A 23,808-nucleotide genomic window follows, 5' to 3' on the forward strand; every position below is an offset into this window, starting at 1 on the left:
ACCCGGCAAATGCAATGCATCTCAATTCTGCCATGTCTCTGCGCAAGATGGTCAGCTTTCCTGACCAACACGTATGCCTCCTCGACTCCAACTGTTAAGGTTCATTCATCACAACAAACATCAGAACAAGAATGCCACCAGCCCCACCACACCGCATCGGCTTGCGCACTCGTGCCTGGCTGGCCAGAAGAAAACAACACCTGGCCTTCCGCCTGATCCTGTTCTGTGTCGCCCTGCGGCTGCGCTGGCTGGCATGGCGCGACCCGGCATTTCGCAAGGACTTGCAGCGACGCAACATCATGATGGTGTGGCGCACCCATGACGGGCGCATTGCCCGCTGGTTTCATTTCAGCCCCAATCGCGTTCGCAGCGGTTCCGGTTTACGTAAGCGCTGTGATATTGCCGTGCGCTTCCAGGATGCCGACTATGGGGCAACCACCCTGATACAGCTGCTGGATAATCAGCGGCTGTTCTTTGTTGGCATGCGTCAGGGGAAGATCCGACTCAATGGCAATATCAAGGGGCTGCTCTGGTTCAGAACCGTTTCTGAATACCTGGTCCCGGGCGGCGTACAAATATGGCGGCCGCGGACCAGGGGGCGGGAGGAGAAGGCACACAGGAATTAGACAATAGGCGAGGGAGAGAGGAAATCCGGCTTTACCACAGCCAGGTATAAAGTCATCAGGATTGCCACCACGGCGATTGGGGCGGATCTTTTCAGAAACAGCCAATTAAGCTTCATATAGGCTTCGAATTTTTCATCACTGACCCCTTTTTGTTTTAGACCCCGCTTGTTACCGCCAAAATGGGCCAACCAGGAATCCATGATTTCCAATGGCACCAGAATAACCATGACAATGATAATTTTGATCAACAGCCATTGCGTGGCAACAATATCCATCCCGCTGATCCATACCAGAAGGGCGCCCGAAAACAGGGCGACCAGCATGGCAGAGTGCTCCAGCACCAGCCCCCTTTCATAGTGAAAGAAGACCCAATTACGCCGGTTCCGTAGTTCACTATTGGCCGGATCACGGCGCCAATCCTTCCAGGCAGTCACCAACAGGAAACTGTAGGCAATAGATGCACTCCAGAGCCAGATCATGACTGAGAGCAGATGGACAAACCTGATTTGCGGGAAAACCGGTGACAGCCACTCATGAATGAATTCCATCTCTATTTTTCGCCACCATTTATCAGAACGACATTCTTACCGACGGTGCGCGATTGTTTGCTGATCTCGAAGGCGGCACTGATATCTTTCATTTCGAACAAGGTATCGATTGCAACAACGACTTTCTCTTCCCGCACCAATGCCGACAAGGTTTCCATGTCTTTTCGGTTGCCATTAAGCATGACAAACCAGGAAAGGCGGCAGTTGCGAAAAAATCTCCCAATCGTGCATGATAACAACACTTCGGGGATACTCTTCCAGTTGGGAAACGTCGTCACATAACAGCCACCCGGATTCAGTAGAGGCCGGCACTGGCGATGCGAAAGTTTGCCGACAGTATCCAGCACCACATCCACACCTCTGACCACTTCCAGCGCGTCCTGCCAGGTATAGTCAATGACCTCATCGGCACCCAACGACTTGACGAATGCCACATTCCGGGTGCTACACACCGCGGTCACCCTGGCACCCTGGGCCTTTGCCACTTGCACAGCAATATGGCCAACACCTCCTGAACCACCAATCACCAGAACATGCTGGCCGGGTTCGAGCCTTGCCCAGCGCAAAGCCTGAATGGCAGTAAGCCCCACCAGGGGCAAGGCGGCACCTTCAATCAGCGAGATGTTATCCGGAATTCGGTCGGCGCAATTCTCGTTCAGGGCAAAGTACTCCGCAAAGCTGCCTCGAAAGGCATATACCTTGAGGCCGTATACCTTGTCTCCCACGCTGAAACGGGACACTTTCTTCCCAACGGCAACCACCACACCCGCGCCATCGTGACCGAGAGTGATTGAAAACGGATAGAATGGCGCTATAAAACCAATAAACCGCCAATCAATGGGATTAATGCTGGCCGCGTGCATGTAAACAAGAATGTCCCTTTCCCCGATAGAGGGAAGATCCTTTTCCCCAACGTGGATTTTGCCATTGATATTGTTGGTGGTATAAACCGCACGCATGGCAGATTTCACATTCATATTTCCACGCTATGTAGGCAGCTTTTGGGGAAGTTAGCCTGATTAGGCGTTTTGAACAGCATCACGTACAGTCTGCCCCTTCACTCGGCCCTTCAGATTTTTTCTCGCGTCTTAGCCGGGACAAATGCTATGCGACCAGACGCGCAGACCCGGATCCTTTTCATAACCTCGTGGATGAAATCGTGCGCATCTTCCTTGATAGCGCGAATCACCCCCATTGTATCCAAGAGGGTTTGCTACCCCCCTCCGGACCACCGACAAGAATAAGCTTCCAGAAATCATAAGCCTGGATGGTTTCTGTGCTATCCGCTCTTGCTTCCTGCATCCAAATCAGGGCAACAAGGACGACCATTGACAGCACAAAAACCATCTTATCCCTGGCGTGAAGCATCAAAAATAATCCCTTTTTTGCATTTTTTATTATTTTTTATTTTTCCAACAAAGGGGACAAAACCCTCTCTCAATCAGGCGATGCTAGATCAGCACATACAGGTAAAAAAATATTCATTTCAATACAACGGCGTTGACGGCTGTTCTCTAGTGTCAAGGTGTCTTCATCTTTGATTTATTTTCAACATCTTGCGAAAGGCACTAACGTCCTGAATCTAATTTCGCGAATTTTATTTTTTACAAACCAACAGAGTTAACCGCCGCTTTCAAAAAGCACAAATCACGACAACGACACAGCGTCACTCAGCCGGCAGATTGCAGAGAATCCGGATTCGGAATGGGAAGAAAAGTGCGACAGACATGTCCATCAGAAAGGCCGGACAGGCGGCGTAAAGGGGCAATATGCTCACCCAATGACTGGTAAAGCGATCACTGGATTACTGCCCAAGGGGGAATTCACCAAAATGGCAGCGATTGCTCAGAAGGGAGCTGCACGGGACTGGCTTTTGGTATCCCCTGTATCCATGGCGATGGGTGACTCTCCGGGATAACGTCCCGGTCTATAATCCGGATTTTTCCGGCTCCACTGATAGACGCTCGAGAAACCCATCAATTTCTGCTTTAAGCGCTTTATCTTCAATCTTGTTGGCAGCCGCCCTGGCCTTCTCAAGATTTTTCATCGCTGCTTGATAGTGACCCAGATCGACTTGCAGCTTGGCCATGGAGAGCCCGATGGATGAAAGATGGTCCTTGGCATTGATCACGAGCGCCCTTTCCCGGGCTTTTTCGTAGATCACCAGCGCAGTCTCCAGGTCTTCGGTGAAGTCAGCCAGCGTTTCCCATTGCTCGGGGTGATCCTTGTCGGTGCCGTCATTATCGAGACAAATGGCTTCCAAACGGCCGTACAGGGACAAGAATTCCGCGCTGTCGCCTTTCCTGTCGGCTTCCACCAGACCTTCAGCCAGTCCATAAATGGCCTTGTATATTTTGGTGTTAATCATTCTCTCTCAACCAATATCGGGAAGGGACGTCCTCCCTGCATAGCATACCCTGAAGCCATGGAATTCTGCTGAAAACTGTTCCGGGCAGCTTCACATGGCCAAACGCGTTAGCCTTTGCTCCTCCCCTCTCCGGCCCACCCAGCACAATCCCAAAACGAAAAAGAACGTAAAATAGCCTCTCTAAAACCGCCCTGCTTGCTCTTCGCCGGGGTCCGCCCACGCACCCCCATCAGGCAGACGCGAGTCCGCCACAAGCCCCGTAGTTCCAGAGACTAAGGACGCAATCCCCTCTATTACCGATGAAGCAGCGCATCACGGATGCCAGTCTTGAATCAGCAAAAAAGGACATCGGTAAACCGGCATGTCCGTTTTTGCTATTGCTGCATCCTGTCATCAAAACTTACATTTCTCTACATCAAGAAACGGCATAGTTACTGATCAACACATGGCTTCATCAGGAATGGAATTCTTATGAAAGTGCATGTCATCGGTTGGGCACAGGTCATCGTTTCATTTCTTATTGCTCTGACAACATTCCAGGGCGGGAATATGGGAATGGAAATCTTTGCCAGCTGGGTTCTTTACACCACGGGGATGGCACTGGTCATGTAAACGGGGATCGGCTTGCGTGTAAAAACAACAATACAAGAGCCATCAACATTGACTATGGCACTGCAGAAGGCACTGGAACCACCCCCATAGAAATTTCCCAATTTCACCCCAGGCATTCTGGACAGGTTGCATATTGCCTGCGACTGGCGCTGCTGCCCCTGTTGAAGGGCAGCACTGATAAGAACAACTCAACCGTAATGCTCAATAGTCAACACAAAAGAAAACAACAAATCCTCAAAAACTGGAGAAAAGAATGGCAAAAGTAGACTTTACAGAGCTCAAGGATATCGATGGCTACATGGCCTGTGCCTTGGTCGACATGGATTCCGGCATGCTAATGGCCGGCGATGGCAATGCCATTGACCTGGAGGTGGCCGCTGCCGGGAATGCGGAGGTAGTGAAAGCCAAGCTGAAAGTGGCGAACAACCTGAAACTGAACGACAGAGTTGAAGATATTCTGATCACGCTTTCCAAGCAGTATCACCTGATCCGCCCTCTGGAAACCAATGCGAGTCTTTTCCTGTATCTGGTTCTTGACCGTGCCAAATCGAATCTGGCAATGGCGCGCCACTCGCTTCGCAACCATGAGAAGAACGTCGATTTCAGTTAAACAAGGCTAACTTCGCGTTATGCGGCCGATTTTCACGGCCCGCAGGGAGCATGGTGCAATCCATGCTTCCCCTGTCGCAGCAGCGGCGAAACAATCTTTTGTGGCGACTGCGTCTCTGGTGCAGCCGCATGGTTTTCGTCCCGCCAACGCGGCCATAAAACGCTGCCTGACTATGCTTTTCGCAAAGGAACCATGATGGCCAGATTCACTGTTGCTCACGCAGGATGCGATGACGATGTCGTCAAAAAACTCAATATCGTGGCCAATCTTTTTCGTGGACGCGGTAAATTCCTGAATATTGAGTTTTGGCAGGGAACCGGTGTAGACCTGGTTGTGGCGAATCGACAGGATGCCTTTGGTTGCCGTGTGGCCGATATCGCTCGCCGAAAAAATCTTCCGGTTCTCTGGGTGTGCGATGACGGCGATATTGATGTGGATCTGGCGTTACGGGAAAGCGTGATCAAGAGCGGCAAGCCCGCCATGGAATTTTTCCAGCAATTTGAACGCTTGCTTTCTGAAAAGCAAAGCGTCTCGCCAGACTCTAGCATCGGCGGCATCATCCACGATTTGGCCAGGGAAAATGAGCGGTGCTATGTCTATACCGCCACAAATGGTGCCTTCATGAATAAAGAAACCGGCTTTTTCAGGGCCGTTTCACACCGGGATCTACTGGCCATCGCTGAAGCGCTTGTACTGGACAAGAGCATACGAATCACTCGAAAAAGCCGCACCGAAGAAAAGTTGGCAGAAGTCTCTACCAGCATAGAAAACCTTATTTTCGGTGGCCTCGTGAACTCGGATTTCCAGCACTTCAATCGCTCACAGGGCCTGTCACTTTCAGCGTGGCCGGACATAAAGAGTCGGCGATATGGCGGAGAAATCGCTGCGTTATCCGCAATGCTAATCAACTCAACGCTTTCCGTGGACCAACTGGAGGCAGCGGCTCAACCGAAGGTCGTTAACGCCTTTCTGTATGCATGCTATGTGGCAGGCCTGTTGAATGAAACCCAGACAGAAATTAGCGCTCAAAGCAAGACGACTGACAACGCGAAGAAACTACGCCCGGACAAGATGTTAACCATGCTGAAAAACTGGCTGGGAATGTGACCATGACTCTGACTAACATCCATGGGGAGTGATGTTGAATTATAACAAATTGCTATTTGGCGGCCCGGTTGGCGCAGGGAAAACCACCGCCATCCAGACGCTTTCTCATGAAGTGCCAATCTCAACGGAAGCGCCGTTGGACCAATCCATGGGAGAAAAAACCACTACCACAGTGGCACTGGACTATAGCTTTCTACGGATGGATGGCTCCATCATTCATCTTTACGGGCTCCCCGGCCAGGACCGTTTATCGTTCATGCGAGACATTCTTGTGCCTGGGGCACTGGGTGTGATGTTGCTCCTGGACGGTTCTCGCGAGACGATTTACGACGACGCCCATGCCTGGCTGAGTTCACTCACCACGCTGGATGCCAACCTGATGTTTGCGATTGGTGTAACCAAGACGGATATTGGCGGCCAGGTGTCACTGAACGAACTGCGAAAAATCGCTGCCCATTACGCCAAATCGGCACCAATTCTTAGTGTGGATGCTCGTGAAGAAGACAGCATCAAGCAGCTGTTGCGGATTTTGGTGGCAATTCGCGGCCTTTAGTATTGGCTAGCCATTTATCCGGAATTGCCACCTGGGCGGCGATTTTTTTAGTGACCGAATCCCCTGAGCTTTCTAGTACACATACCCGGCCTGACTATCGCACTGAATCCCCGCTCGGATCATCCAGAGTGTCAATGCGTCTAGTCCGGCATTGTATTCGTTGATCCACTTTCTATATGGCGCTTTACACTACTCCCCATATCCCGGGTTTCACGAAGCACTGATGCCATGTTATTGCCGGTACTGCTAACAACACATAGCTGATAAAGCTGCCCGTTTAACTCGATACGCATAAGAACGGCGTGACCTTTACCGGATGAGAAGCAGGCTTCACCGGATGATTCACCGATGGCTTCTTTGCAGAAGGTCTCACACAGACCAAGCAGCGCACTGGAAAGCGCGGAGTATCTTGCCCCCTTATCCTGATCATCCAGTGTGGTTACCGCCAGCTGACCTTCCGCCGTTGACAAACACGCATAAGCCCCTGCCCCCAAACGCTGCAACCGCTGACGCATGACGGCTCGTACTTCGCCAACAAGCTCGTCATTCTCAAACATGGTTTTCTCTATCATTTTACAAGCCCCCAATGATTGTGATTCTTATAAATACAACAACCAAAGGATAGTTAATTAATGATTAATCGTTAATCTAAATGATGTAAAAATTACCTAGTCCGGCCTTTACCTGGCGACACCGTCATTCCTGCAAAATAAACGCTGAAATGGAATGATTTTTATTGCTTCTCTTCCCTTCAGAAAATCGTCATTTCAATGGCATTTTGTCTACAAACAAATGTCCGTTACCGTAAAAATTCGCATCTCTCATTTAACTATTTAACGGTTGTAGCAAATAAGGACATTCACTGGTCGGAATGTCCCTTTTTGTGATTGTTGAAACCTCAATCTGCACCTAAATTTCCAGTCTCAAATCACCCAATGCAATAGCTTTGAAATGCGATCACTCCGTGGGGGGAGGAAGCACCATGAAAGTCTATCTGTTCGGCTGGGGGCTGGTTATTTGCGCTATCGCGCTTTCTATGGCGAGCATTGACAGCAAGAATGTTGAAATAGAAATTTATGCGAGCTGGATTCTTTATACGATCGGGCTGGTACTGATATCCGGGCCACGAAAATACAAGATGTTTGAGAATATTCGCTGACTATTTGTCCGGGGCGTGAATTCCAACCGGCAACACTATTTCCGATAATGCTCTCTCACGGGAACGGATAGCTTGCCCGGATGTTTCGGCGTGGCGCTGGCGAAGTGGGCATAAATCTGTTGGAGGTCGGCCTCCATGTCGTCACCGGGGTAAATCACCACCGGGAAGGAGAAGGTCTTCGCCTGGTAATCCGCCAGCGCCAGGATGATCGGCACGTTGGCCTGTTTGGCGATGTGGTAGAAGCCCAGCTTCCATTGCTCCGCATTGCTGCGGGTGCCTTCCGGGGTGACGGCGATCAACAGTTTGTCGCGCTGACGGAATTGCGCCACGGTCTGCTCCACCATGCCGCCGGCCTTGCCGCGCTCGATGGGCAGGCGCCAAGCCTGTGCAACAGCCAGCCCAGCGGGCCCTTGAACAGGCTGTGCTTGATCATCACATTCACGTCTTTCTGCAAGGCCGAGCGGCTCACCAGGGCCAGGACCCCATCCCAGTTTGAGGTATGGGGACCGCCGGCAATCACTGCCCGCTGGATATCCGGGAAGGGCCCGGCCCGCCAGCCAGCAAGACGCAACAGAGTCTGCGCGATCCGCTGGCTCAGTGGCGTCCGGTGTTTGCCGCCTTCCATGTGCTCGCTCATACAGTGCTCCGCTATGAAAAAGCAGGAGTATAGCGGATTCTCACCTTGCCCCGGTCTTTGTCGCCTCTGGCGAGGTGACAGAGGCGGTGATATTTAACTGGACAGGGAGCGGCGCGCCCTGTAACGTAGCCGATAGCTAAAAAATTACGCTTGAATCAAGTACTACATTTCGCTGTTTTATTCGTATAACTCGTCCTGCAGTCCACAAGTCCAAGTTTCCATTTTTCAGCTACACACGCCCTCACCGGCGAAATATCATTATTTTCAGGATTAGTATTATGTCTACAGTGAAAGGTACCGTTAAGTGGTTCAACGAAGCTAAAGGTTTTGGTTTTATCGAGCAGGAAGGTGGTCCGGATGTGTTCGCACATTTCAGCGCCATCCAGGGCTCCGGCTTCAAGACCCTGGCCGAAGGCCAGCAAGTTGAGTTCACCATGACTCAAGGTCAGAAAGGTCCTCAGGCTGAGAACATCGTCGCTCTGTAAGCGATTGTTCCGGTAACAAAAAAGGGCGCCTCCTTCGGGACGCGCCCTTTTTTTATCTGCCTTACGGGCTACCCGTATCACGACCCTCCCGCCAACGCCACTTGCCTACCCTTCCTCGCGCTTGCGCAGAAACTCCTGCAGCATGCTGTAACTCAGCCCCCAGATACAGTAGCCCTGATAACGGCAACAGGGGAATGTCATTCTTCCCAGTGGCGTACGTATCTGCAGCGTGGATCGGTGTGCCGGGTTGCCCAGATACGCCAGGGGAATCCAGATTCCCCGTTGTGCTTCGTGATTGAGTGACATGACGTTGTCTCCCCGCCAGGCAAACACATGGGGCGTCACCACCATGGGGCTCCAGCGGCTGTGGTGCCGGGTCAGCAGATCCGACAGCCGCGACTGATACTCGCCTTGCTGAAACAGATCCAGCCCGGTTTCTTCCAGGGTTTCGCGCATGGCGGTGTGGCGACTGGACGTATCGCTGCGCTCCAGGCGCCCACCGGGAAACGCCATATCGCCGGACCAGGGGTCACCCTCACGGCGGGCCCGCTGAATGAAGAACAGCTCGCCTTCGCGCACGTTGGCGCCACGGTAGATGAGCGCCACCGAGGCGCGGGTAACATGACGCCGGAACGGCAATTTGTGCGGACGATATTTTTCCAGCCAGCGCAGGGATGGCATAACGGCTCACGACAGCAATGACTCCACGCAGAGTACCATCAGTAGGATGCCTCTGCCGTTGGAGATTCTCTGTTTTCCACCCCTCTCTTTCAGTAACGCAGCGGCCTGAAAGTCGGCACGGTTACTCGGGGCTGGAGGTGGCGCCGACCTGACTTTCTGCCGCTGGCGCCTTGCTCGCAAAGCGAAGGTTTCAGCAGGCGCCAGGATTCATTCTCCCCTTCGCCTTGTGAACAAGGCTCCAACGAAAAACGGTGCACTGTTGCCAGCGCACCGTTGCGTTCGACGGACAGGGATTGATTACTGCTTCAGATCAAAGCGATCCAGCTCCATCAACTTGGTCCAGGCCGCCACGAAGTCGTCGACCAGCTTCTCCTGGCCATCGGCACAGGCATAGACCTCGGCCAGGGCACGCAGTACCGAGTTGGAACCGAACACCAGATCCACCCGGGTGCCGGTCCACTTCACCTTGCCGCTGTCGCGATCACGGCCTTCGAACGCCTCTTCATCGCTGGAGGTGGCTTTCCACTCCGTGCCCATGTCGAGCAGGTTGACGAAGAAGTCGTTGCTCAGCGTGCCCGGCTTGTCGGTGAACACACCGTGCTGGCTGCCGTCGTGATTGGCGCCCAGTACACGCAGGCCACCCACCAGTGCGGTCATCTCCGGTGCCGTCAGCGTGAGCAGCTGTGCCCTGTCCACCAGCAGGTGTTCCGCACCGATGCTGAACTTGCCTTTCTGGTAGTTGCGGAAACCATCTGCTGCGGGCTCCAGGGGCTCGAAGGAGGCCACATCGGTCTGCTCCTCAGTGGCATCGGTCCGTCCCGGATGGAAGGGTACGGTCACATCGTGGCCGGCCTCTTTCGCCGCCTTCTCGATACCCACACCCCCGGCCAGTACGATCAGGTCTGCCAGCGAGATCGCCTTGTTGCCGCTGTTGAAGTCACTCTGGATGCCTTCCAGAGTCTTCAGCACCTTGGCCAGTTGCTGCGGCTGGTTCACTTCCCAGTCCTTCTGCGGGGCCAGCCGAATGCGCGCCCCGTTGGCGCCGCCACGCTTGTCGCCGCCACGGAAGGTGGAGGCAGAGGCCCAGGCGGTGGACACCAGTTCGGACACGGACAATCCACTCTCCAGGATCTTGCCCTTGAGTGCGGCAACGTCCTGATCGTTGACCAGTTCATGATCCACCGGCGGCACCGGATCCTGCCAGATCAGCTCCTCGCTGGGCACTTCCGGGCCCAGGTAGCGGGCACGGGGACCCATGTCACGGTGGGTGAGCTTGAACCAGGCACGGGCGAATACCTCGGCGAATGCCTCCGGGTTCTCGTAGAAGCGACGGGAAATCTTTTCGTAGTCCGGATCAAAACGCAGCGACAGGTCCGTGGTCAGCATCATCGGCTTGTGCTTTTTGGTTTTATCCTGGGCGTACGGAATGACTTCATCCGCATCCTTGGCCACCCACTGCTTGGCACCGGCCGGGCTGGTGGTCAGCTCCCATTCATACCCAAACAGGTTTTCGAAAAAGTAATTACTCCACTGGGTCGGCGTCTGGCTCCAGGTCACCTCCGGGCCGCCACCCATGGTGTCGTCGCCCTTGCCGGTACCCACCGGGTTGTGCCAGCCCATGCCCTGTTCCGCCAGGCCTGCAGCCTCCGGATCGGGACCAATCTTGTCCGGGTCGCCGGCACCATGGGCCTTGCCGAAGGTGTGCCCGCCGGCAATCAGGGCCACGGTTTCCTCGTCGTCCATGGCCATGCGGGAAAAGGTTTCGCGGATATCATGGGCAGCGGCTTTCGGATCCGGGTTGCCATCCGGGCCTTCCGGATTCACGTAGATCAGGCCCATCTGTACCGCGGCCAGGGGGTTTTCCAGGTCCCGTTTGCCGGAATAACGCTTGTCGCCATCCAGCCAGCCTTTTTCCGCCCCCCAGTACACATCCAGGTCCGGCTCCCAGGTGTCTTCACGGCCACCGGCAAAACCGAACGTCTTGAAGCCCATGGATTCCAGCGCCACGTTACCGGCGAGAATCATCAAGTCCGCCCAGGAAATCTTGCGACCGTATTTCTGCTTGATCGGCCACAGCAAGCGGCGCGCCTTATCCAGGTTCACGTTATCCGGCCAGCTGTTCAGGGGGGCAAACCGTTGCTGGCCACGACCGCCGCCGCCGCGACCATCACCGATACGGTAGGTACCGGCACTGTGCCAGGCCATCCGGATAAACAGACCACCATAGTGACCAAAGTCCGCCGGCCACCAGTCTTGGGAATCTGTCATGAGCGCATCCAGATCTTTCTTTACTGCATCAAGATCCAGACTGTTGAATGCTTTGGCGTAATCAAAGTCCTCATCCATGGGATTGGACTTGGAGGAATGCTGATTGAGGAGGTCCAAACGCAGCTGGTTGGGCCACCAGTCCTGGTTTGTGGTGCCACCCCCTGCCGCGTGTTTAATCGGGCATTTACTCTCTGTCATAGCGCTCTCCTTCCTTATGGGTGGGTTCGGCGTATTTATTACTCTGTTGTAGTCCCTTAGAGGTCACCTTGGCCAGTTTAGTTTGCCAAATACGGTGATAGTTTTTATTAAACGCGACAGTGTCTGCGTCAATATCACGTTAAAAAACACACTCCCTGCCCCAAATTCCCCAGGAGCATCATATCCTCGATAGTTACACAAATAGTCGCATATGGACTAAGATGTCTGCTGGACTATAAAAGGGAAACGGAACCAATGAAAAACCTACACTTGCTTGCCATGACCGGCGCATTGTCACTTGCTGTCCTGTCAACACCAGCTCTGGCTGAGACCAACCCTGGCGGTTTTTACGCTGGTGTATCGCTCGGTTACCAGAGCACGGATATGGACTGGAAAACCGAACGAACCTTCGAGCCCAACGGCAACCTTATTGCGCCATTTTCTGATCCCACCGAATCACTGGATGACTCAGATACCAGCTATGGTCTTTTTACCGGTTATAACTGGGTAGTCGGACAGGGAAAATGGGTGCTGGGTGCTGAATTCTCGGCGCTGATGAGCGATGCCAGCGACGAAATCCGCAACCGGATTCCCGGGCTGGGAGACCCCGACTCCAACCCGACCAGTTTTTCCGAGGTCGAGACTGATGATCTGGCGCTGGGCCTGAGCTTTCGCGGCGGCTACATGGTGAATAACAACACCATGGTTTACAGCAGCCTGGGCGTATCCCAGCTTGAAGTCGAAACGACAAGCACCTGCCCCGCCGATACCAACGTTTGCAACCCGGCAGACGGTCTCCAGCGTTTCAGTGATGACGAGCGCATGACCGGCTGGACCCTGGGTTTCGGGGCGGAACACTTCCTGTCGGATAACCTGGTGCTGAGAGCAGAGTACCGACACGCCGATTATGGTGACTTCGACTTCACCGCTATTCCTGCTCAGAGCGGTTCGAGTTTCGGTGCTGATGCGACGATTGAAGTCGTTCGGCAAACCCTCGAAGTCGGCGCTGCCTACAAGTTCTAAACGTCGCCTTGCTCATTTTTAGTCACACCCGGGGGCCCTCCATGGATAAGGACGGGCCCCTCTCCCCTGTCATTGCGGATTTATCACATCACAGGACCACCTTTGCTATGCTGCCAATATCGCATTGGCAAAGGGATCCCCATGGAATCGACCACGCCCGACCAGCCCCAGACACTCGGTGAAACCACCCGCATGCTGTGGAACGCCCGTGGACGCTACAAGCGGGTACTGGCCACCGCGGCCGGCCTGCAGAAAGTGGTCTGGAAACACCGCAAGGTGCTGGGCAGTGGCGACGAGCAGGCGCTGTACCCGCTCCATGAGGAAGTGGCGGACAGCCTGGCAACCCTGTTCCGGGATAACGGCGGCGCCTGGATCAAGTTTGCCCAGTTTCTCAGTTGCCGCCCGGACCTGCTGCCTGCCCCCTATATCGATGCCTTTGCCCATCTGCGCGAAAACGCTCCCAAGGCTCACTTCGATGACATCCAGCCCTGGCTGAAAGCCCAGCTGGGGCATGACTGGGCGGACTCCTTCAGTGCCTTCAATATCATTCCCATGGCCGCCGCCTCCATCGCCCAGGTGCATAACGCCACCCTGAAATCCGGCGCCCAGGTGGCGGTCAAACTGCAGCAGCCCCGGGTCAGCCAGGAGTTTGCCGAAGATGCCGCGGCCTTGCGTTTGCTGGCGAAGGCCCTGAAGCCACTGCTGCGGGAAGTGGATGTGGAGCAGATCATCAACCAGCTCATCACCACCACCGAGCGGGAGCTGGATTTCCGCCAGGAAATGGTCCACATGCGGGATTTCAGCGAACTGCCCCACCTGCCCGGCATCAAGGTGCCGAGGGTTTATCCCACCCTTTGTAGCGCACAGATGCTGGTGACGGAGTGGATCGAGGGGCAGAGCCTTTCCACGGTGTTGCGCGAGGATGAAGCGCGGGCCATTCCCCTGCTGGAACGCTTGCAGGCGAGCATGATGCAGCAGGTGCTGGAGTTCGGCCTCTTTCATGCGGACCCGCACCCGGGCAACTTTATCGTGACGCCGGAGGGCGACCTGGCGGTGCTGGATTTCGGTGCCGTGGAGCAGGTAGCCGCCGCAGATCGCCAGCATTACACCGCATTGCTGATGCGCTTGCTGGGCATGGGCGATGGCCCCTTGCTGCCGCTATTCGAAGCGGCCGGCTTTGGTGGGCTCAGCGAGGAACGACTGGAAAAATTGTCCGCCGCCCTGGTCTCCGCCCGCCAGGATAGCGACACCACCCTGGCCGATAACCTGCGCACCCTGCTGGACGAATTTCGCCGCCTGCGGCTGGTGATGCCGGATGCCTTCGTGGCCATGGTGCGGGTGCTGATTACCGTGGGCGGGCTGATGACCCGCTATCAGATTCCGTTTTCCTGGGGAGGTTTTGGCGCCCGTTAAGCCGAGCGCCATGGTGCAGTTCCTGAGGCGAACGGCACCAATACGCCGCCGACGTTACTTGATCATCTTCTTGAGCATGTTCACCTTGTCCTTGTAAGGGGCGTAGCGAAACTTGATATCGAACAGGGTGGTGGCCTTGAGGATGCTGCGCTTGTGGGAGAAGGCATCGAACGAGTTCTTGCCGTGATAGGCGCCCATACCGCTTTCCCCCACACCACCAAACGGCAGGTTCGGGTTGGCCACATGCATCACGGTATTGTTGATACATCCGCCACCGAACTGGGTGCTATCGAGCACCTGGCGCTCCACCTGATCACTACTGGTAAACAGATACAGCGCCAACGGATATTCCGGCAATTTCTTCAGGTTGCCGATCAGCTCTTCCAGGCTTTGGTAGGTCAACATGGGTAACACTGGCCCGAAGATTTCTTCCTGCATGATGGCATCGTCCATGGAGATATCTTTCAACAGCGTCGGCGCAATATAGCGCTGTCCCGCATCGGTCTGGCCCCCCACCAGCACCCGGGCCTTATCGATCAGTGCGGCCACCCGCTGGAAATGCCGGTCGTTGATCATACGGCCCAGATCCGGATTCTGGCTCGACGCATCCCCATAAAAATCCCGGAGCGTCTTCACCATTTCCTTCTCAAAGGCATCGCGGATATCCGCATGGACATGAACATGGTCCGGCGCGATACAGGTCTGTCCCACGTTGAGCATCTTGCCGGCAATAATCCGCCGCGCCGCCACTTTCAGGTTGGCATCCTTGTGCACGATGGTCGGGCTCTTGCCACCCAGCTCCAGGGTGACCTTGGTGAGATGCTTCGCTGCTGCCGCCATGACGATACGGCCGACACGGGGACTGCCGGTAAAGAAAATATGATCAAAGCGCTCTTCCAGCAGCACATTGGTCACTTCGGTGCTTCCCTTGAATACCGCCACGTATTCCTCGCTGAAGCATTCCTTCATCATTTTCTCAATCACATTCGCCACGGTGGGGTTCAGTGATGACGGCTTGAGAATGGCCGTGTTACCCGCCGCGATGGAACCGATCAGAGGCTGCACCAGCAACAGGAAGGGATAGTTGTACGGCCCCATCAAAAAGGTCACGCCCTGGGGGGTGGACTCGATGCGGCTACGACCGGGCTGGGCCCACATTGATGTGCCGACTTTTTTTGGCTTCATCCAGCTTTTCAGGTGCTTGAGGGTGTGCTTGAGATCTTCAATCGCTGTAGTGATCTCGATATAGGCCTCGAAGGGCGGGCGGCCAATATCCACCTTGAGCGCTTCCTGAATCTCTTCCTGATACTGGACAATGGCGTCCTTCAGTTTGTTCAGCTGACGCACGCGAAAGTCATAGCTTCGGGTTGCGCCGGTCTCGAAAAACCGTCGCTGTCGATCCACCGCGACGCCAGCCCAGCTTTGTGACTGCTTCAGGTTTTCACTGTCCAATACCGCACCCATGGCGCACCTCCTCATTATTCGTTTAACCGCAAGGGTTGGGAAAACGAGTGTTCCATGGGTGACGCCCAGGCTCTACACAAAGCGAGCAAAGCACCTGACCAAAACAATCAGAAAGTGGCGAAAACCGCTATTTTTTCTTTTACTTAAACAAACGGGACATACATGTCCCGCTGCCATATATACCTTATGATTTTTTGTCGGAGCCATACTTGCATGGCTCCGACAAAGAAAGAAAAGGCTACGCCAACCAGTCCACAATACGGTCCATGGCGGTGGTGCAGTTGCCACAATATTGCCGCAGAAAATCATCGCCCAACGAAGCTTCCGCCGTCACCTTGGCTGCGCCATCCAGGGCCGCCTGGCCATCAAAATCCACAAAGGCCTGACGCAAGGTCAGTTCTCCCGCCGGGCGACCAAAGGCGTCGCCCGGCAAGGTGGCCACACCGGTATCTTCCAGCAAGGCTTCACACAGCGCCGCGCTGTCATGAATCCCCCGCTGGTGTAAGCGTTCTGCCAGCGGACTGAAATCCGGGAACAGGTAAAAGGCGCCATCGGGCATGGCAAGGTCCAGCCCGGCCCGCTGATAGGCAGCCACTTGGTAAGCCGCCAATCCTTTCAGAATACGCCGTGATTGAAACAGGTAGTCATCAATGTCAGCGCCACCCTGAAAAGCACTCACTGCCGCATGCTGGATCGGCGCGGCCACCGAAGTATAGGTTTCGCTGGCCACGGTGGCCATGGCATCGCGCAGCCAGGACAGATTGGGCGGGAAAGCAAAGGCCCCCAGACGCCATCCTCCCGCACCACACCACTTGCTCAGGCCGTCGCTGATGATGGTGCCTTCCGGGTAGTAACGGGCAATGGATCGGTGCTGACCGTCGTAGCGGGTGCGCCCGTAAATTTCATCGCTGAGAAGAATCAGTCGATGACGGCGGGCCACCTCGGCAATTTCCTGCAACTCATCGTCGGTAAAGGTATAGCCGTGGGGATTGGCCGGATAATTGAGGATCACCAGGCGGGGACGACCCGGGTCACTCTGACACAGGGCATCCAGGCTATCGGCACTGAGCTTCCAGTGATTGTGCCGGTGGGTCGGCAGCCAGTGCACGCGGCGACCGATGATGCTGGCCTGGGGCGCGTAGGACACCCAGCTCGGCGTGGGGATCACCAGGTCACCGTAGTAGACCAGCTGCAGGATGAACATAAGCTCCTTGGAGCCCGGCCCGATCATGATGTCTTCGCCCCGGAAGGCCACATCGTGCTCCCGGTCCAGATGACTGGCGATGGCTTCCTGCAACGCCGGCAAGCCTTTCACCGGCAGATAATCCTTCTCGCCGGCAAACTGACGCAACGCGTCCACCACCGAGGGAGGAACCGGAAACGGCGACTGCCCCAGGCCCAGCTTGTAGACCTGACGCCCCTGCTGACGCAGGGCATTGCTGCGCTCATTGATGGCCAGGGTGGCAGACACCCCCAGGCCACGGACATTCAGGTTGAGGTGTACATCGGGCTGGAACGGCATGATCGAAATTCCCCTGAACAAGACAGCGTTCTTTCGACCCTACCGGGTTGTCACCGGGCTGCAAAGTGCGCAGACCCGGTGACGGCAGGCACAACGGTGACAGATAAACCGCGGGTCACACCTTCAGGTATTTCGCCGCCTTGGCATCCGCCTTTTTCGCCAGCGGTTTCAGCTCGGCGATTTTTTTACAGACGGCGTCGCACTCTTCCTTGCTGAGCGCATGGCCATCTACGGCCTTGTGCAACTGGTGCATGTAGTTGTCCAGGATCGTCAGTACCGACAGATGCACCAGTGGAGCAATGGACGCCTTTTTCTGTGTGATCTGCTGTTTGCGGTGGGCCTGCTCCCAGCGTTTTTCGAATTCCTTGTGGCTCAATGTCATGACAACCTCCCTGTTCAGAATGTGAGTTTATTGACGCTGATACTGTTCAGCCCCAGCTCGCCGCCGCTGATACCCTCCAGGGCCACCGGCAGGCTGATGTCGTTGAGCGATACCTTGCCCAGGGTCGCACCGAGTTTGGCATCACTGAGCGTCATGCTGCCCACGTTCAGATGCACCGTGGGGGTCACCGCAATACTCACCTTGAGGATGCCCAGATCCACCCCCAGGGATTTATCCGAGGCCGTGGCATCCACATTGAATGCCTGGCTGGTGGCCGCTGGCATGGTCACAGACGGGATGCTGATGTTTTCCAGGCTGGCACCGGGCAGAGTGAGCTGTTCGGTGGGCGCGGCACGATTCACCCGCATCGCTTCGCCGTTGGCACCCGGCACCGACAGGGAACTGAGCGACAGCTCACCAATACCCATACCGGACACGGACAACCCGGCGCTGGGCAGGCCCAGTTTATCCAGGCGAATACCGGACAGATCCAGGTTGCCCAGGTTGAGCTGGTCGATGGGTTTCATCTGCGCCACCAGACCGGGGATATCAATGGCCGGAATCTGCAGGTCGATATTGCCCAGGTCCGGCACCGTGATGGTGCCCAGATCCACCGGGATATCCAGGCTGCCCATATCCTCGCTGCCATCCCAGCTGCCCAGCCAGCCCAGATCAATTTTCCAATCGAGTCGAAAACCCAGCTCGACAAGGGTACGCACCTGATTGAGCACGGCTCTGGCGCTATCGACCGAGGCCTGGGTGTTTTCCACGTGCAGGTTGCCAATGCTGGCGCTACCCAGAGTGACCTTGTCCACGCGCAGGTTATTGAGCGTGCCGTCTTGCACGCTGACCTGATCGATGGCGATCTTGCGGGAAACCTGGGCGCCGAGTACGCCCAGACGAGTGAGAAGATCCCGGGAAACCGGGAGAGAATCCAGCAGATTATCTGCGGACAACCGTTCCTTGAGTGACATGTTTGCCTCCTGGCAGAGTTGGATACGCACACTCCGGTGTGCGCACCCAACTCTAACCAAAATGGCATTTATTGCATATAAAGCGTACGTGCCAATTTATCCGCCCACGCCCGCTGCATTCACCGGAGGCGGCACCTCCACGGCCTCCACAGCCTCATTGGGCGCCTCCCCGACGGGCAGATAGTTTTCCGATTCCGGATTACGCCAGTCCGGGCATTCCGCCGCTGCCTGCAGATCCTCCTGGGCGGCCGCAAACGCCTGAACGGGCTGGGACGCAGGAGGGAGGTGGTGGTAATCGCTCTGTGGCACCTGGATGGCATTGAACCAGCCATTGGGAATCCAGTTGAAGTCCGGATTCGGCAGGATCTTGCCATTGAAATGTCCCCCCCGGGAAAAGGCACGGAGAACATCGTAGGTGGAATTCATGCAGTTGCGACCGAACAGCTGATAAGGCTGAGCACTGACCCAGGCCATGACACGCAGTGCCGCATCCGGATCAGGCCATACCTGATGAGTCATGGTCAGATATTTGAAATAATTATACTCGGCGCCCTGATGCACCATGTTTGCAAAGACCTGGGTGGCCTGCCGTTCGCCCGGCACCCGGCGTGACCAGAAACCGTTCATGCCGTTCCCGTTGCTCCAGCCGTCACCTTCCACGGCTCCCACCATCCACTGCCCGTCCGGCAGTTCAAACCCCCAGCCCACATGCCCCAGCAATGGCTGGCCGGCCAGATCCGGACGTTTTGGGCACAGTACGACAATTGCATTGGCTTGACTCATTACGTTCCCTCGCGATGGTTATGATGTTGTTTTGCCGTTCTTCCTGAACGGTAAAGCCCGGCGCCACCCCAATGGGCACGCGCAGACCAAAAAAGACTATAATCGCAACCTTCTTACAACGGAATATGTGTGCGGACTGATCATGCCCTCTTTCGATATCGTCTCTGAAATTGATGAAGTAGCCCTGCGCCACGCGGTGGAAAACGCCAACCGTGACCTGGCCAATCGTTTCGACTTCCGTGGCGTGGAAGCCAGCATTGAACAGAATGGTCTGGATGTGACCCTGAAAACCCAATCGGACTTTCAGGTGCAGCAGCTGGAAGAGTTGTTTGCCAAGGCGGCCGTGAAACAGGGCATCAGCGTCGCCGGCGCTGACCGTCCGGAAAAACCCGAGCACAGCGGCAAGACCTTCTCGCTGACCCTGACCTTCCGCCAGGGCATCGAGCAGCCCCTCGCCAAGCAGATCGTCAAGATGATCAAGGACAGCAAGCTCAAGGTGCAGGCCTCTATTCAAGGTGACCAGGTGCGGGTGAACGGCAAGAAACGGGATGACCTGCAAGCGGTGATGGCGCTGCTGCGCGAATCCAAAATTGAAACGCCGCTGCAGTTCAATAATTTTAGAGACTAAGTACTAATTGCAGGAGCTATGCTTGCATGGCGAATGGGGTGTTGGGCACGGTCACCATGCCAGCATAGATCCTGCAGAGGCCGGCGAAAGGCTCGCTGGTTCCAGGATCAATAACAATAATAAGGAGACATCATGTCCGCTACTTCGCACCCGGCGGTGCCACGCCTCAACCTGCTCTGGTTCACCGTGCTCGCCGCCCCCATGATGATCGGCATCGCCATCGCCCTGATGATCGGCTTCGGCCAGTACCAGGCGCCCATGGAGCTGGTCCCCACCGACACGCTGCGCATGGGCGCTATCGGCGCCATGGCGCTGACGCTGGTGGTAGCCCGACCGCTGCGCAATCTGCTGATGTCACCGGAAGCCATGGCAAGGCGCCCCCTGCAAGGCCTCCCTGCCAGCAGCGACGATGAGACTGCCGCCATGAAAGTGCAGACCAGCATGTTCATCCTGCTGGGACTGCTCGATGTTGTTGCCATGCTCGTCATCGCCTTCTGCCTGATGCAGGCCGATGCCCATCTGGCCATTCTCAATGGCATCTTCAGCCTGGTGCTGGCGATCATCGCCCGACCGGATTTTGCCTCTTTGATCGCTCAGACCCGCCAGCAACTACCACGCTGAGCCGGTACCGCGGCCTGGCACCTCGCGCGCCGGCCCCGGGCCGGTTCGCTATTGAACACCCCGCGACATGAATTGTTAATGAACACTGTTTAACAAATGGCCTCGCCACCGGTAAAACGAATCCCATGATCCATAACAAGGAGAACCATCATGGGTTTCAGGAACGGATTGACCCGATTGTTTGCCGGCCTGGCACTGCTGCTGGGCAGCATGTTGACCACCCCGGCCCTGGCCGCGGGGCTGATGACGCCAACCAACAGCGGCCTGCCACCACTGCAAATTCGCGAACAGCATGTCACCGTGGACGTGGAAGACGGCTACGCCATCACCGAGGTGGAGCAGGTTTTTCACAATCCCAATGACCAGGACCTGGAAGCCTACTACCGCTTCCCGGTCCCGGAGCGCGGCACCGTGGCCGAGTTCACGGTGTGGATCGACGGCAAGCCGGTAATCGGCGAGGTGCTGGAAAAACAGCAGGCCCGCCAAGTCTATGAAAAGGAAAAAGCCGCTGGCCGCGAAGCCGGACTCACCGAGAAGGACAGCTACAAGGCCCTCGATGTGCGGGTGCAACCGGTACGTGCCGGCCAGGACACCCGGGTGCGGCTGGTCTACATGCAGCCGGCCTTTGTGGATACCGGCATCGGTCGCTATGTGTACCCGCTGGAAGAAGGCGGGGTGGACGAACAAAAGCTGGCGTTCTGGACCGCCAACGACAGTGTCGAGGAACATTTCAGTTTCACCCTCAACCTGCGCAGCGGCTACCCGGTGGACGCCCTTCGCCTGCCCAAACATCCCCAGGCACAGATCCAGCAACTGGGCCCGCAACACTGGCAGGTAAAACTGGATAATCGCACCGCAACCGTTGTCAGCGAGGAAGACGACAACAGTGAAAGTGCCAACTTCTCCCCTCCCGCTGCCAATGGCCAGCCGACCAATGCCTTTACCCTGAATCAGGACATCGTCGTCTACTGGCGCCACCAGCAAGACCTGCCCGGCAGCGTGGATCTGGTTGCCTACAAGGCCCCGGGGAAAGACCGCGGCACCTTCATGCTCAGCATCACCCCCGGTGACGACCTGCCGCCAATCACCACCGGCAGCGACTGGGTGTTCGTGCTGGATATCTCCGGTTCCATGAATGCCAAACTTGCCACCCTGGCCGACGGCGTCAGCCAGGCCCTGGGCAAACTGCGCGGCGGAGACCGTTTCCGTATCGTGCTGTTTGATGACCGCGCCGAAGAACTCACTAATGGCTTCGTGGATGCCACCCCGGACAGCATTCGTCGCTACACGCAGAAAGTCATGCAGCTGCAATCCCGTGGCGGCACCAACCTGTTCGGCGGCCTGAGCCTGGCCCTGAAACCGCTGGACGCAGACCGTCCCACCGGCATCGTGCTGGTCACCGATGGCGTGGCCAACGTGGGCAAGACCCAACAAAAAGATTTTATCGACTTGCTGGAAAGCCATGACGTTCGGTTATTCACCTTTGTCATGGGTAACAGCGCCAACCGCCCCATGCTCACCGCCATGACGGATGCCAGCAACGGCTTTGCCCTCAGCGTCTCCAACAGCGACGACATCGCCGGGCAGATTCTGAACGCCACCGCCAAGCTCACCCACCAGGCCATGAATGACGTAGAGATAGACATCGATGGTGTGCGCACCGCCGACCTGCAACCGCAGCGCATCGGCAGCATCTACCAAGGTCGCCAGATCGTCCTGCTCGGCCATTACTGGGGCGATGGTCCGGCGAATGTCACCCTGCGCGCCAACGTGGCCGGCCAGGACAAGCAATACAAGACCCGTTTCGACTTCCCCGCCAGTGGCGGCGACAACCCGGAACTGGAACGCCTGTGGGCCTACGCCACCATTCAGGACATGCAACGGGAGATCAATTATTTCGGTGAAGAAAAGGATCTGCAGCAGGGCATCGTCGACCTGGGCCTGGAATACGGCCTGGTCACCAACTACACCTCCATGGTGGTGCTGCGCGACGAAGTCTTTGAGGAGTACGGCATCGAACGTCGCAATGCCAAACGCCGGGAAATCGAAAAACTCGCCAAGGCCCAGCGGCAGGCCAACGCGCCCACCAGCAACCGGGTGGACCAGGCACAGCCCATGTACACCACGAACCGTCCCTCCTACAGCGGCGGCAGCGGCAGTGGCGGCGCCTTCGGCATCGGTACCCTGCTGCCCTTCCTGATCCTGCTGGTCGGCGGCGGGCTGCGCCGGCGCCAATGAATCAACTGATGACAGCAACCCTTTCCGGACAGGGTCTCCCCTGTCCGGAATTTTTTATGGCCGCAAACCCCACGGCTTTCCAAATGTAGGGTGCACTGAGCCCAAGGCGAACTGCACCACAAAGCGCCGAATCGGTGCAGTTCGCCCTAGGCTCAGTGCACCCTACACGGTCGGTGGCCGCTTCCGTTTCCTCTAAGCGGCGATGAACCTCTTTACTCCTGCCGACCCTCGATCGCCGACAACAGCACCCCGGCGGCAATCCCCAGGCGTTTGTCCAACCGGCCGTCCCGGTCGGCACTGAAATCCACATCCAGTTTGAGAATGAAAGGGTTAAATCGCTGTCGATATTCCGCCACGGGCTTGTCGGCCACACTGGCGTGGTAATGCTGCGGAAAGAAGAACGCCAGAAATTCGATATAGCGGCGCACCAGCGCCTTGAGCATGGAGTCTTCTTCCAGGGTGCCAATTTCCCGACCCTCGCTATCCAGGAAGGTCCAGTGATCGCGCAGGAAGGAAGACTTGAAACCCGCCCGCCGCAACGTACCCACATGCTCATTGCGTTGCGAATCATGCACGTCGTAGGCACCGGCGAAATCAAAAATGCTGCGCGTGGAAATCCGCAGCAGCTCCTGCTCCTGGGTGTCATCCGCATACAGGCGAATATCCTCGCGGATGCGGAAACGCTTCATGTTGGAATATAGCGCCAGCTCGCCCGTGTCCGTGTAGAGATGAAAGGCATCACCAAACAGCCGGAAGAATTTGCGGCGGATGGTATAACGGGGATGCTGAAAGCGCACAGCGTGCGTCATGGCCTGCTCTCCTTGGCAAGTCTCTGAATGGGACGTTACGGTTTCTGCTAAACGATGCGGACTGAGTCTCTTAGTAGCAATACAAGCAGGGTTTGTTCC

General features: G+C 56.1%; 26 protein-coding genes. 12 read left to right on the top strand and 14 right to left on the bottom strand.

The genetic code is table 11. The features are described 5' to 3' along the window. Positions 1 to 131: 131 nt before the first annotated feature. Positions 132 to 626: a hypothetical protein gene (locus tag C4S63_RS07465; RefSeq protein ID WP_103917198.1), complete on the top strand. Its 495-nt coding sequence runs from the start codon at positions 132 to 134 to the stop codon at positions 624 to 626. Here the strand turns inward: C4S63_RS07465 and C4S63_RS07470 are convergent. From C4S63_RS07470 to C4S63_RS07485, 3 genes are all read right to left on the bottom strand, one after another. Then, complete coding sequence (locus C4S63_RS07470) at positions 623 to 1,174, bottom strand: hypothetical protein (protein WP_103917199.1); 552 nt, start codon at positions 1,172 to 1,174, stop codon at positions 623 to 625. The genes C4S63_RS07465 and C4S63_RS07470 overlap by 4 nt on opposite strands. Positions 1,175 to 1,176: 2 nt before the next feature. Beyond that, on the bottom strand, positions 1,177 to 2,145 hold the full coding sequence (locus tag C4S63_RS07475; protein ID WP_160052732.1) for an NAD(P)-dependent alcohol dehydrogenase: 969 nt from the start codon (positions 2,143 to 2,145) through the stop codon (positions 1,177 to 1,179). A 956-nt stretch (positions 2,146 to 3,101) separates the two neighbouring features. Beyond that, entirely contained in the window at positions 3,102 to 3,542 is a 441-nt protein-coding gene (locus C4S63_RS07485) for a Replicative DNA helicase (RefSeq protein ID WP_103917202.1), read from the bottom strand. 471 nt (positions 3,543 to 4,013) lie between these two features. Between C4S63_RS07485 and C4S63_RS17370 the strand changes: the two genes are divergently transcribed. From C4S63_RS17370 to C4S63_RS07500, 4 genes are all read left to right on the top strand, one after another. Next, complete coding sequence (locus C4S63_RS17370) at positions 4,014 to 4,154, top strand: hypothetical protein (RefSeq protein WP_160052735.1); 141 nt, start codon at positions 4,014 to 4,016, stop codon at positions 4,152 to 4,154. A gap of 253 nt (positions 4,155 to 4,407) precedes the next feature. Next, positions 4,408 to 4,764, top strand: coding sequence for a hypothetical protein (locus C4S63_RS07490; protein WP_103917203.1), 357 nt, complete (start codon positions 4,408 to 4,410; stop codon positions 4,762 to 4,764). Positions 4,765 to 4,956: 192 nt separating this feature from the next. Beyond that, positions 4,957 to 5,871 carry a hypothetical protein gene (locus C4S63_RS07495; RefSeq protein ID WP_146063364.1) on the top strand — a complete coding sequence of 305 codons (915 nt, stop codon included), beginning with the start codon at positions 4,957 to 4,959 and terminating at the stop codon, positions 5,869 to 5,871. Positions 5,872 to 5,902: 31 nt separating this feature from the next. Then, entirely contained in the window at positions 5,903 to 6,424 is a 522-nt protein-coding gene (locus C4S63_RS07500) for an ATP/GTP-binding protein (RefSeq protein ID WP_103917205.1), read from the top strand. A gap of 140 nt (positions 6,425 to 6,564) precedes the next feature. Here the strand turns inward: C4S63_RS07500 and C4S63_RS07505 are convergent, their stop codons facing one another. Beyond that, positions 6,565 to 6,996, bottom strand: coding sequence for a hypothetical protein (locus C4S63_RS07505; RefSeq protein ID WP_103917206.1), 432 nt, complete (start codon positions 6,994 to 6,996; stop codon positions 6,565 to 6,567). Positions 6,997 to 7,406: 410 nt separating this feature from the next. Here C4S63_RS07505 and C4S63_RS17375 point away from each other — a divergent pair, with 410 nt between their 5' ends. After that, positions 7,407 to 7,583, top strand: a complete 177-nt coding sequence (locus C4S63_RS17375; protein ID WP_160052737.1) for a hypothetical protein — start codon at positions 7,407 to 7,409, stop codon at positions 7,581 to 7,583. Positions 7,584 to 7,618: 35 nt separating this feature from the next. Here the strand turns inward: C4S63_RS17375 and C4S63_RS17490 are convergent, their stop codons facing one another. Further along, entirely contained in the window at positions 7,619 to 7,912 is a 294-nt protein-coding gene (locus tag C4S63_RS17490) for a hypothetical protein (protein ID WP_234999959.1), read from the bottom strand. Further along, positions 7,879 to 8,220: a hypothetical protein gene (locus C4S63_RS17495; RefSeq protein WP_234999960.1), complete on the bottom strand. Its 342-nt coding sequence runs from the start codon at positions 8,218 to 8,220 to the stop codon at positions 7,879 to 7,881. The genes C4S63_RS17490 and C4S63_RS17495 overlap by 34 nt, the downstream gene beginning before the upstream one ends. A 278-nt stretch (positions 8,221 to 8,498) precedes the next feature. Between C4S63_RS17495 and C4S63_RS07515 the strand changes: the two genes are divergently transcribed. Further along, a complete protein-coding gene (locus tag C4S63_RS07515) occupies positions 8,499 to 8,705 on the top strand; it encodes a cold-shock protein (RefSeq protein ID WP_062815238.1) in 207 nt (68 codons plus the stop codon). Between the two features lie 105 nt (positions 8,706 to 8,810). On the opposite strand, the gene C4S63_RS07520 is transcribed toward C4S63_RS07515, so the two are convergent. Continuing rightward, a complete protein-coding gene (locus C4S63_RS07520) occupies positions 8,811 to 9,386 on the bottom strand; it encodes a CoA pyrophosphatase (protein WP_103917207.1) in 576 nt (191 codons plus the stop codon). Positions 9,387 to 9,683: 297 nt separating this feature from the next. Beyond that, a complete protein-coding gene (katG, locus tag C4S63_RS07525; protein WP_103917208.1) occupies positions 9,684 to 11,852 on the bottom strand; it encodes a catalase/peroxidase HPI in 2,169 nt (722 codons plus the stop codon). Positions 11,853 to 12,107: 255 nt separating this feature from the next. Here katG and C4S63_RS07530 point away from each other — a divergent pair, with 255 nt between their 5' ends. Beyond that, a complete protein-coding gene (locus C4S63_RS07530; RefSeq protein ID WP_062815235.1) occupies positions 12,108 to 12,875 on the top strand; it encodes an outer membrane protein in 768 nt (255 codons plus the stop codon). Between the two features lie 141 nt (positions 12,876 to 13,016). Beyond that, complete coding sequence (locus C4S63_RS07535; RefSeq protein WP_103917209.1) at positions 13,017 to 14,288, top strand: AarF/ABC1/UbiB kinase family protein; 1,272 nt, start codon at positions 13,017 to 13,019, stop codon at positions 14,286 to 14,288. A 54-nt stretch (positions 14,289 to 14,342) separates the two neighbouring features. Here C4S63_RS07535 and C4S63_RS07540 read toward each other — a convergent pair whose 3' ends face one another. The 5 genes from C4S63_RS07540 to C4S63_RS07560 all read right to left on the bottom strand — a co-directional run bounded on the left by C4S63_RS07540 (position 14,343) and on the right by C4S63_RS07560 (position 19,413). Next, positions 14,343 to 15,752 (bottom strand): aldehyde dehydrogenase, encoded by a 1,410-nt coding sequence (locus C4S63_RS07540; RefSeq protein ID WP_103917210.1) that lies wholly within the window; start codon positions 15,750 to 15,752, stop codon positions 14,343 to 14,345. Positions 15,753 to 15,990: 238 nt separating this feature from the next. Beyond that, positions 15,991 to 17,274, bottom strand: a complete 1,284-nt coding sequence (locus C4S63_RS07545) for a pyridoxal phosphate-dependent aminotransferase (RefSeq protein ID WP_062815232.1) — start codon at positions 17,272 to 17,274, stop codon at positions 15,991 to 15,993. Between the two features lie 115 nt (positions 17,275 to 17,389). After that, on the bottom strand, positions 17,390 to 17,656 hold the full coding sequence (locus tag C4S63_RS07550) for a hypothetical protein (RefSeq protein ID WP_103917211.1): 267 nt from the start codon (positions 17,654 to 17,656) through the stop codon (positions 17,390 to 17,392). A gap of 14 nt (positions 17,657 to 17,670) precedes the next feature. Beyond that, positions 17,671 to 18,630, bottom strand: a complete 960-nt coding sequence (locus tag C4S63_RS07555) for a hypothetical protein (protein ID WP_103917212.1) — start codon at positions 18,628 to 18,630, stop codon at positions 17,671 to 17,673. A 96-nt stretch (positions 18,631 to 18,726) separates the two neighbouring features. Continuing rightward, positions 18,727 to 19,413, bottom strand: coding sequence for a hypothetical protein (locus C4S63_RS07560; RefSeq protein WP_062815229.1), 687 nt, complete (start codon positions 19,411 to 19,413; stop codon positions 18,727 to 18,729). 142 nt (positions 19,414 to 19,555) lie between these two features. On the opposite strand from C4S63_RS07560, the gene C4S63_RS07565 reads away from it, so the two are divergent. From C4S63_RS07565 to C4S63_RS07575, 3 genes are all read left to right on the top strand, one after another. Continuing rightward, positions 19,556 to 20,041, top strand: coding sequence for a YajQ family cyclic di-GMP-binding protein (locus tag C4S63_RS07565; RefSeq protein WP_103917315.1), 486 nt, complete (start codon positions 19,556 to 19,558; stop codon positions 20,039 to 20,041). A 132-nt stretch (positions 20,042 to 20,173) separates the two neighbouring features. Continuing rightward, positions 20,174 to 20,662 carry a hypothetical protein gene (locus tag C4S63_RS07570; protein ID WP_062815228.1) on the top strand — a complete coding sequence of 163 codons (489 nt, stop codon included), beginning with the start codon at positions 20,174 to 20,176 and terminating at the stop codon, positions 20,660 to 20,662. Between the two features lie 150 nt (positions 20,663 to 20,812). Next, positions 20,813 to 22,900 (top strand): VIT and VWA domain-containing protein, encoded by a 2,088-nt coding sequence (locus C4S63_RS07575; RefSeq protein ID WP_103917213.1) that lies wholly within the window; start codon positions 20,813 to 20,815, stop codon positions 22,898 to 22,900. Positions 22,901 to 23,112: 212 nt separating this feature from the next. On the opposite strand, the gene C4S63_RS07580 is transcribed toward C4S63_RS07575, so the two are convergent. Next, entirely contained in the window at positions 23,113 to 23,709 is a 597-nt protein-coding gene (locus C4S63_RS07580) for a hypothetical protein (protein ID WP_234999961.1), read from the bottom strand. Positions 23,710 to 23,808 lie beyond the last annotated feature (99 nt).

The sequence above is a fragment of the Alcanivorax sp. DSM 26293 genome, assembly GCF_900107995.1.
Lineage (GTDB): Bacteria > Pseudomonadota > Gammaproteobacteria > Pseudomonadales > Alcanivoracaceae > Alcanivorax.

Excerpts from the sequence above, each read along its gene's own strand:
- C4S63_RS07465 (WP_103917198.1), top strand. The coding sequence starts at position 132 with ATGCCACCAGCCCCACCACACCGCATCGGCTTGCGCACTCGTGCCTGG.
- C4S63_RS07470 (WP_103917199.1), bottom strand. The coding sequence starts at position 1,174 with ATGGAATTCATTCATGAGTGGCTGTCACCGGTTTTCCCGCAAATCAGG.
- C4S63_RS07485 (WP_103917202.1), bottom strand. The coding sequence starts at position 3,542 with ATGATTAACACCAAAATATACAAGGCCATTTATGGACTGGCTGAAGGT.
- C4S63_RS17370 (WP_160052735.1), top strand. The coding sequence starts at position 4,014 with ATGAAAGTGCATGTCATCGGTTGGGCACAGGTCATCGTTTCATTTCTT.
- C4S63_RS07490 (WP_103917203.1), top strand. The coding sequence starts at position 4,408 with ATGGCAAAAGTAGACTTTACAGAGCTCAAGGATATCGATGGCTACATG.
- C4S63_RS07495 (WP_146063364.1), top strand. The coding sequence starts at position 4,957 with ATGATGGCCAGATTCACTGTTGCTCACGCAGGATGCGATGACGATGTC.
- C4S63_RS07500 (WP_103917205.1), top strand. The coding sequence starts at position 5,903 with ATGTTGAATTATAACAAATTGCTATTTGGCGGCCCGGTTGGCGCAGGG.
- C4S63_RS07505 (WP_103917206.1), bottom strand. The coding sequence starts at position 6,996 with ATGATAGAGAAAACCATGTTTGAGAATGACGAGCTTGTTGGCGAAGTA.
- C4S63_RS17375 (WP_160052737.1), top strand. The coding sequence starts at position 7,407 with ATGAAAGTCTATCTGTTCGGCTGGGGGCTGGTTATTTGCGCTATCGCG.
- C4S63_RS17495 (WP_234999960.1), bottom strand. The coding sequence starts at position 8,220 with ATGAGCGAGCACATGGAAGGCGGCAAACACCGGACGCCACTGAGCCAG.
- C4S63_RS07515 (WP_062815238.1), top strand. The coding sequence starts at position 8,499 with ATGTCTACAGTGAAAGGTACCGTTAAGTGGTTCAACGAAGCTAAAGGT.
- C4S63_RS07520 (WP_103917207.1), bottom strand. The coding sequence starts at position 9,386 with ATGCCATCCCTGCGCTGGCTGGAAAAATATCGTCCGCACAAATTGCCG.
- katG (WP_103917208.1), bottom strand. The coding sequence starts at position 11,852 with ATGACAGAGAGTAAATGCCCGATTAAACACGCGGCAGGGGGTGGCACC.
- C4S63_RS07530 (WP_062815235.1), top strand. The coding sequence starts at position 12,108 with ATGAAAAACCTACACTTGCTTGCCATGACCGGCGCATTGTCACTTGCT.
- C4S63_RS07535 (WP_103917209.1), top strand. The coding sequence starts at position 13,017 with ATGGAATCGACCACGCCCGACCAGCCCCAGACACTCGGTGAAACCACC.
- C4S63_RS07540 (WP_103917210.1), bottom strand. The coding sequence starts at position 15,752 with ATGGGTGCGGTATTGGACAGTGAAAACCTGAAGCAGTCACAAAGCTGG.
- C4S63_RS07545 (WP_062815232.1), bottom strand. The coding sequence starts at position 17,274 with ATGCCGTTCCAGCCCGATGTACACCTCAACCTGAATGTCCGTGGCCTG.
- C4S63_RS07550 (WP_103917211.1), bottom strand. The coding sequence starts at position 17,656 with ATGACATTGAGCCACAAGGAATTCGAAAAACGCTGGGAGCAGGCCCAC.
- C4S63_RS07555 (WP_103917212.1), bottom strand. The coding sequence starts at position 18,630 with ATGTCACTCAAGGAACGGTTGTCCGCAGATAATCTGCTGGATTCTCTC.
- C4S63_RS07560 (WP_062815229.1), bottom strand. The coding sequence starts at position 19,413 with ATGAGTCAAGCCAATGCAATTGTCGTACTGTGCCCAAAACGTCCGGAT.
- C4S63_RS07565 (WP_103917315.1), top strand. The coding sequence starts at position 19,556 with ATGCCCTCTTTCGATATCGTCTCTGAAATTGATGAAGTAGCCCTGCGC.
- C4S63_RS07570 (WP_062815228.1), top strand. The coding sequence starts at position 20,174 with ATGTCCGCTACTTCGCACCCGGCGGTGCCACGCCTCAACCTGCTCTGG.
- C4S63_RS07575 (WP_103917213.1), top strand. The coding sequence starts at position 20,813 with ATGGGTTTCAGGAACGGATTGACCCGATTGTTTGCCGGCCTGGCACTG.
- C4S63_RS07580 (WP_234999961.1), bottom strand. The coding sequence starts at position 23,709 with ATGACGCACGCTGTGCGCTTTCAGCATCCCCGTTATACCATCCGCCGC.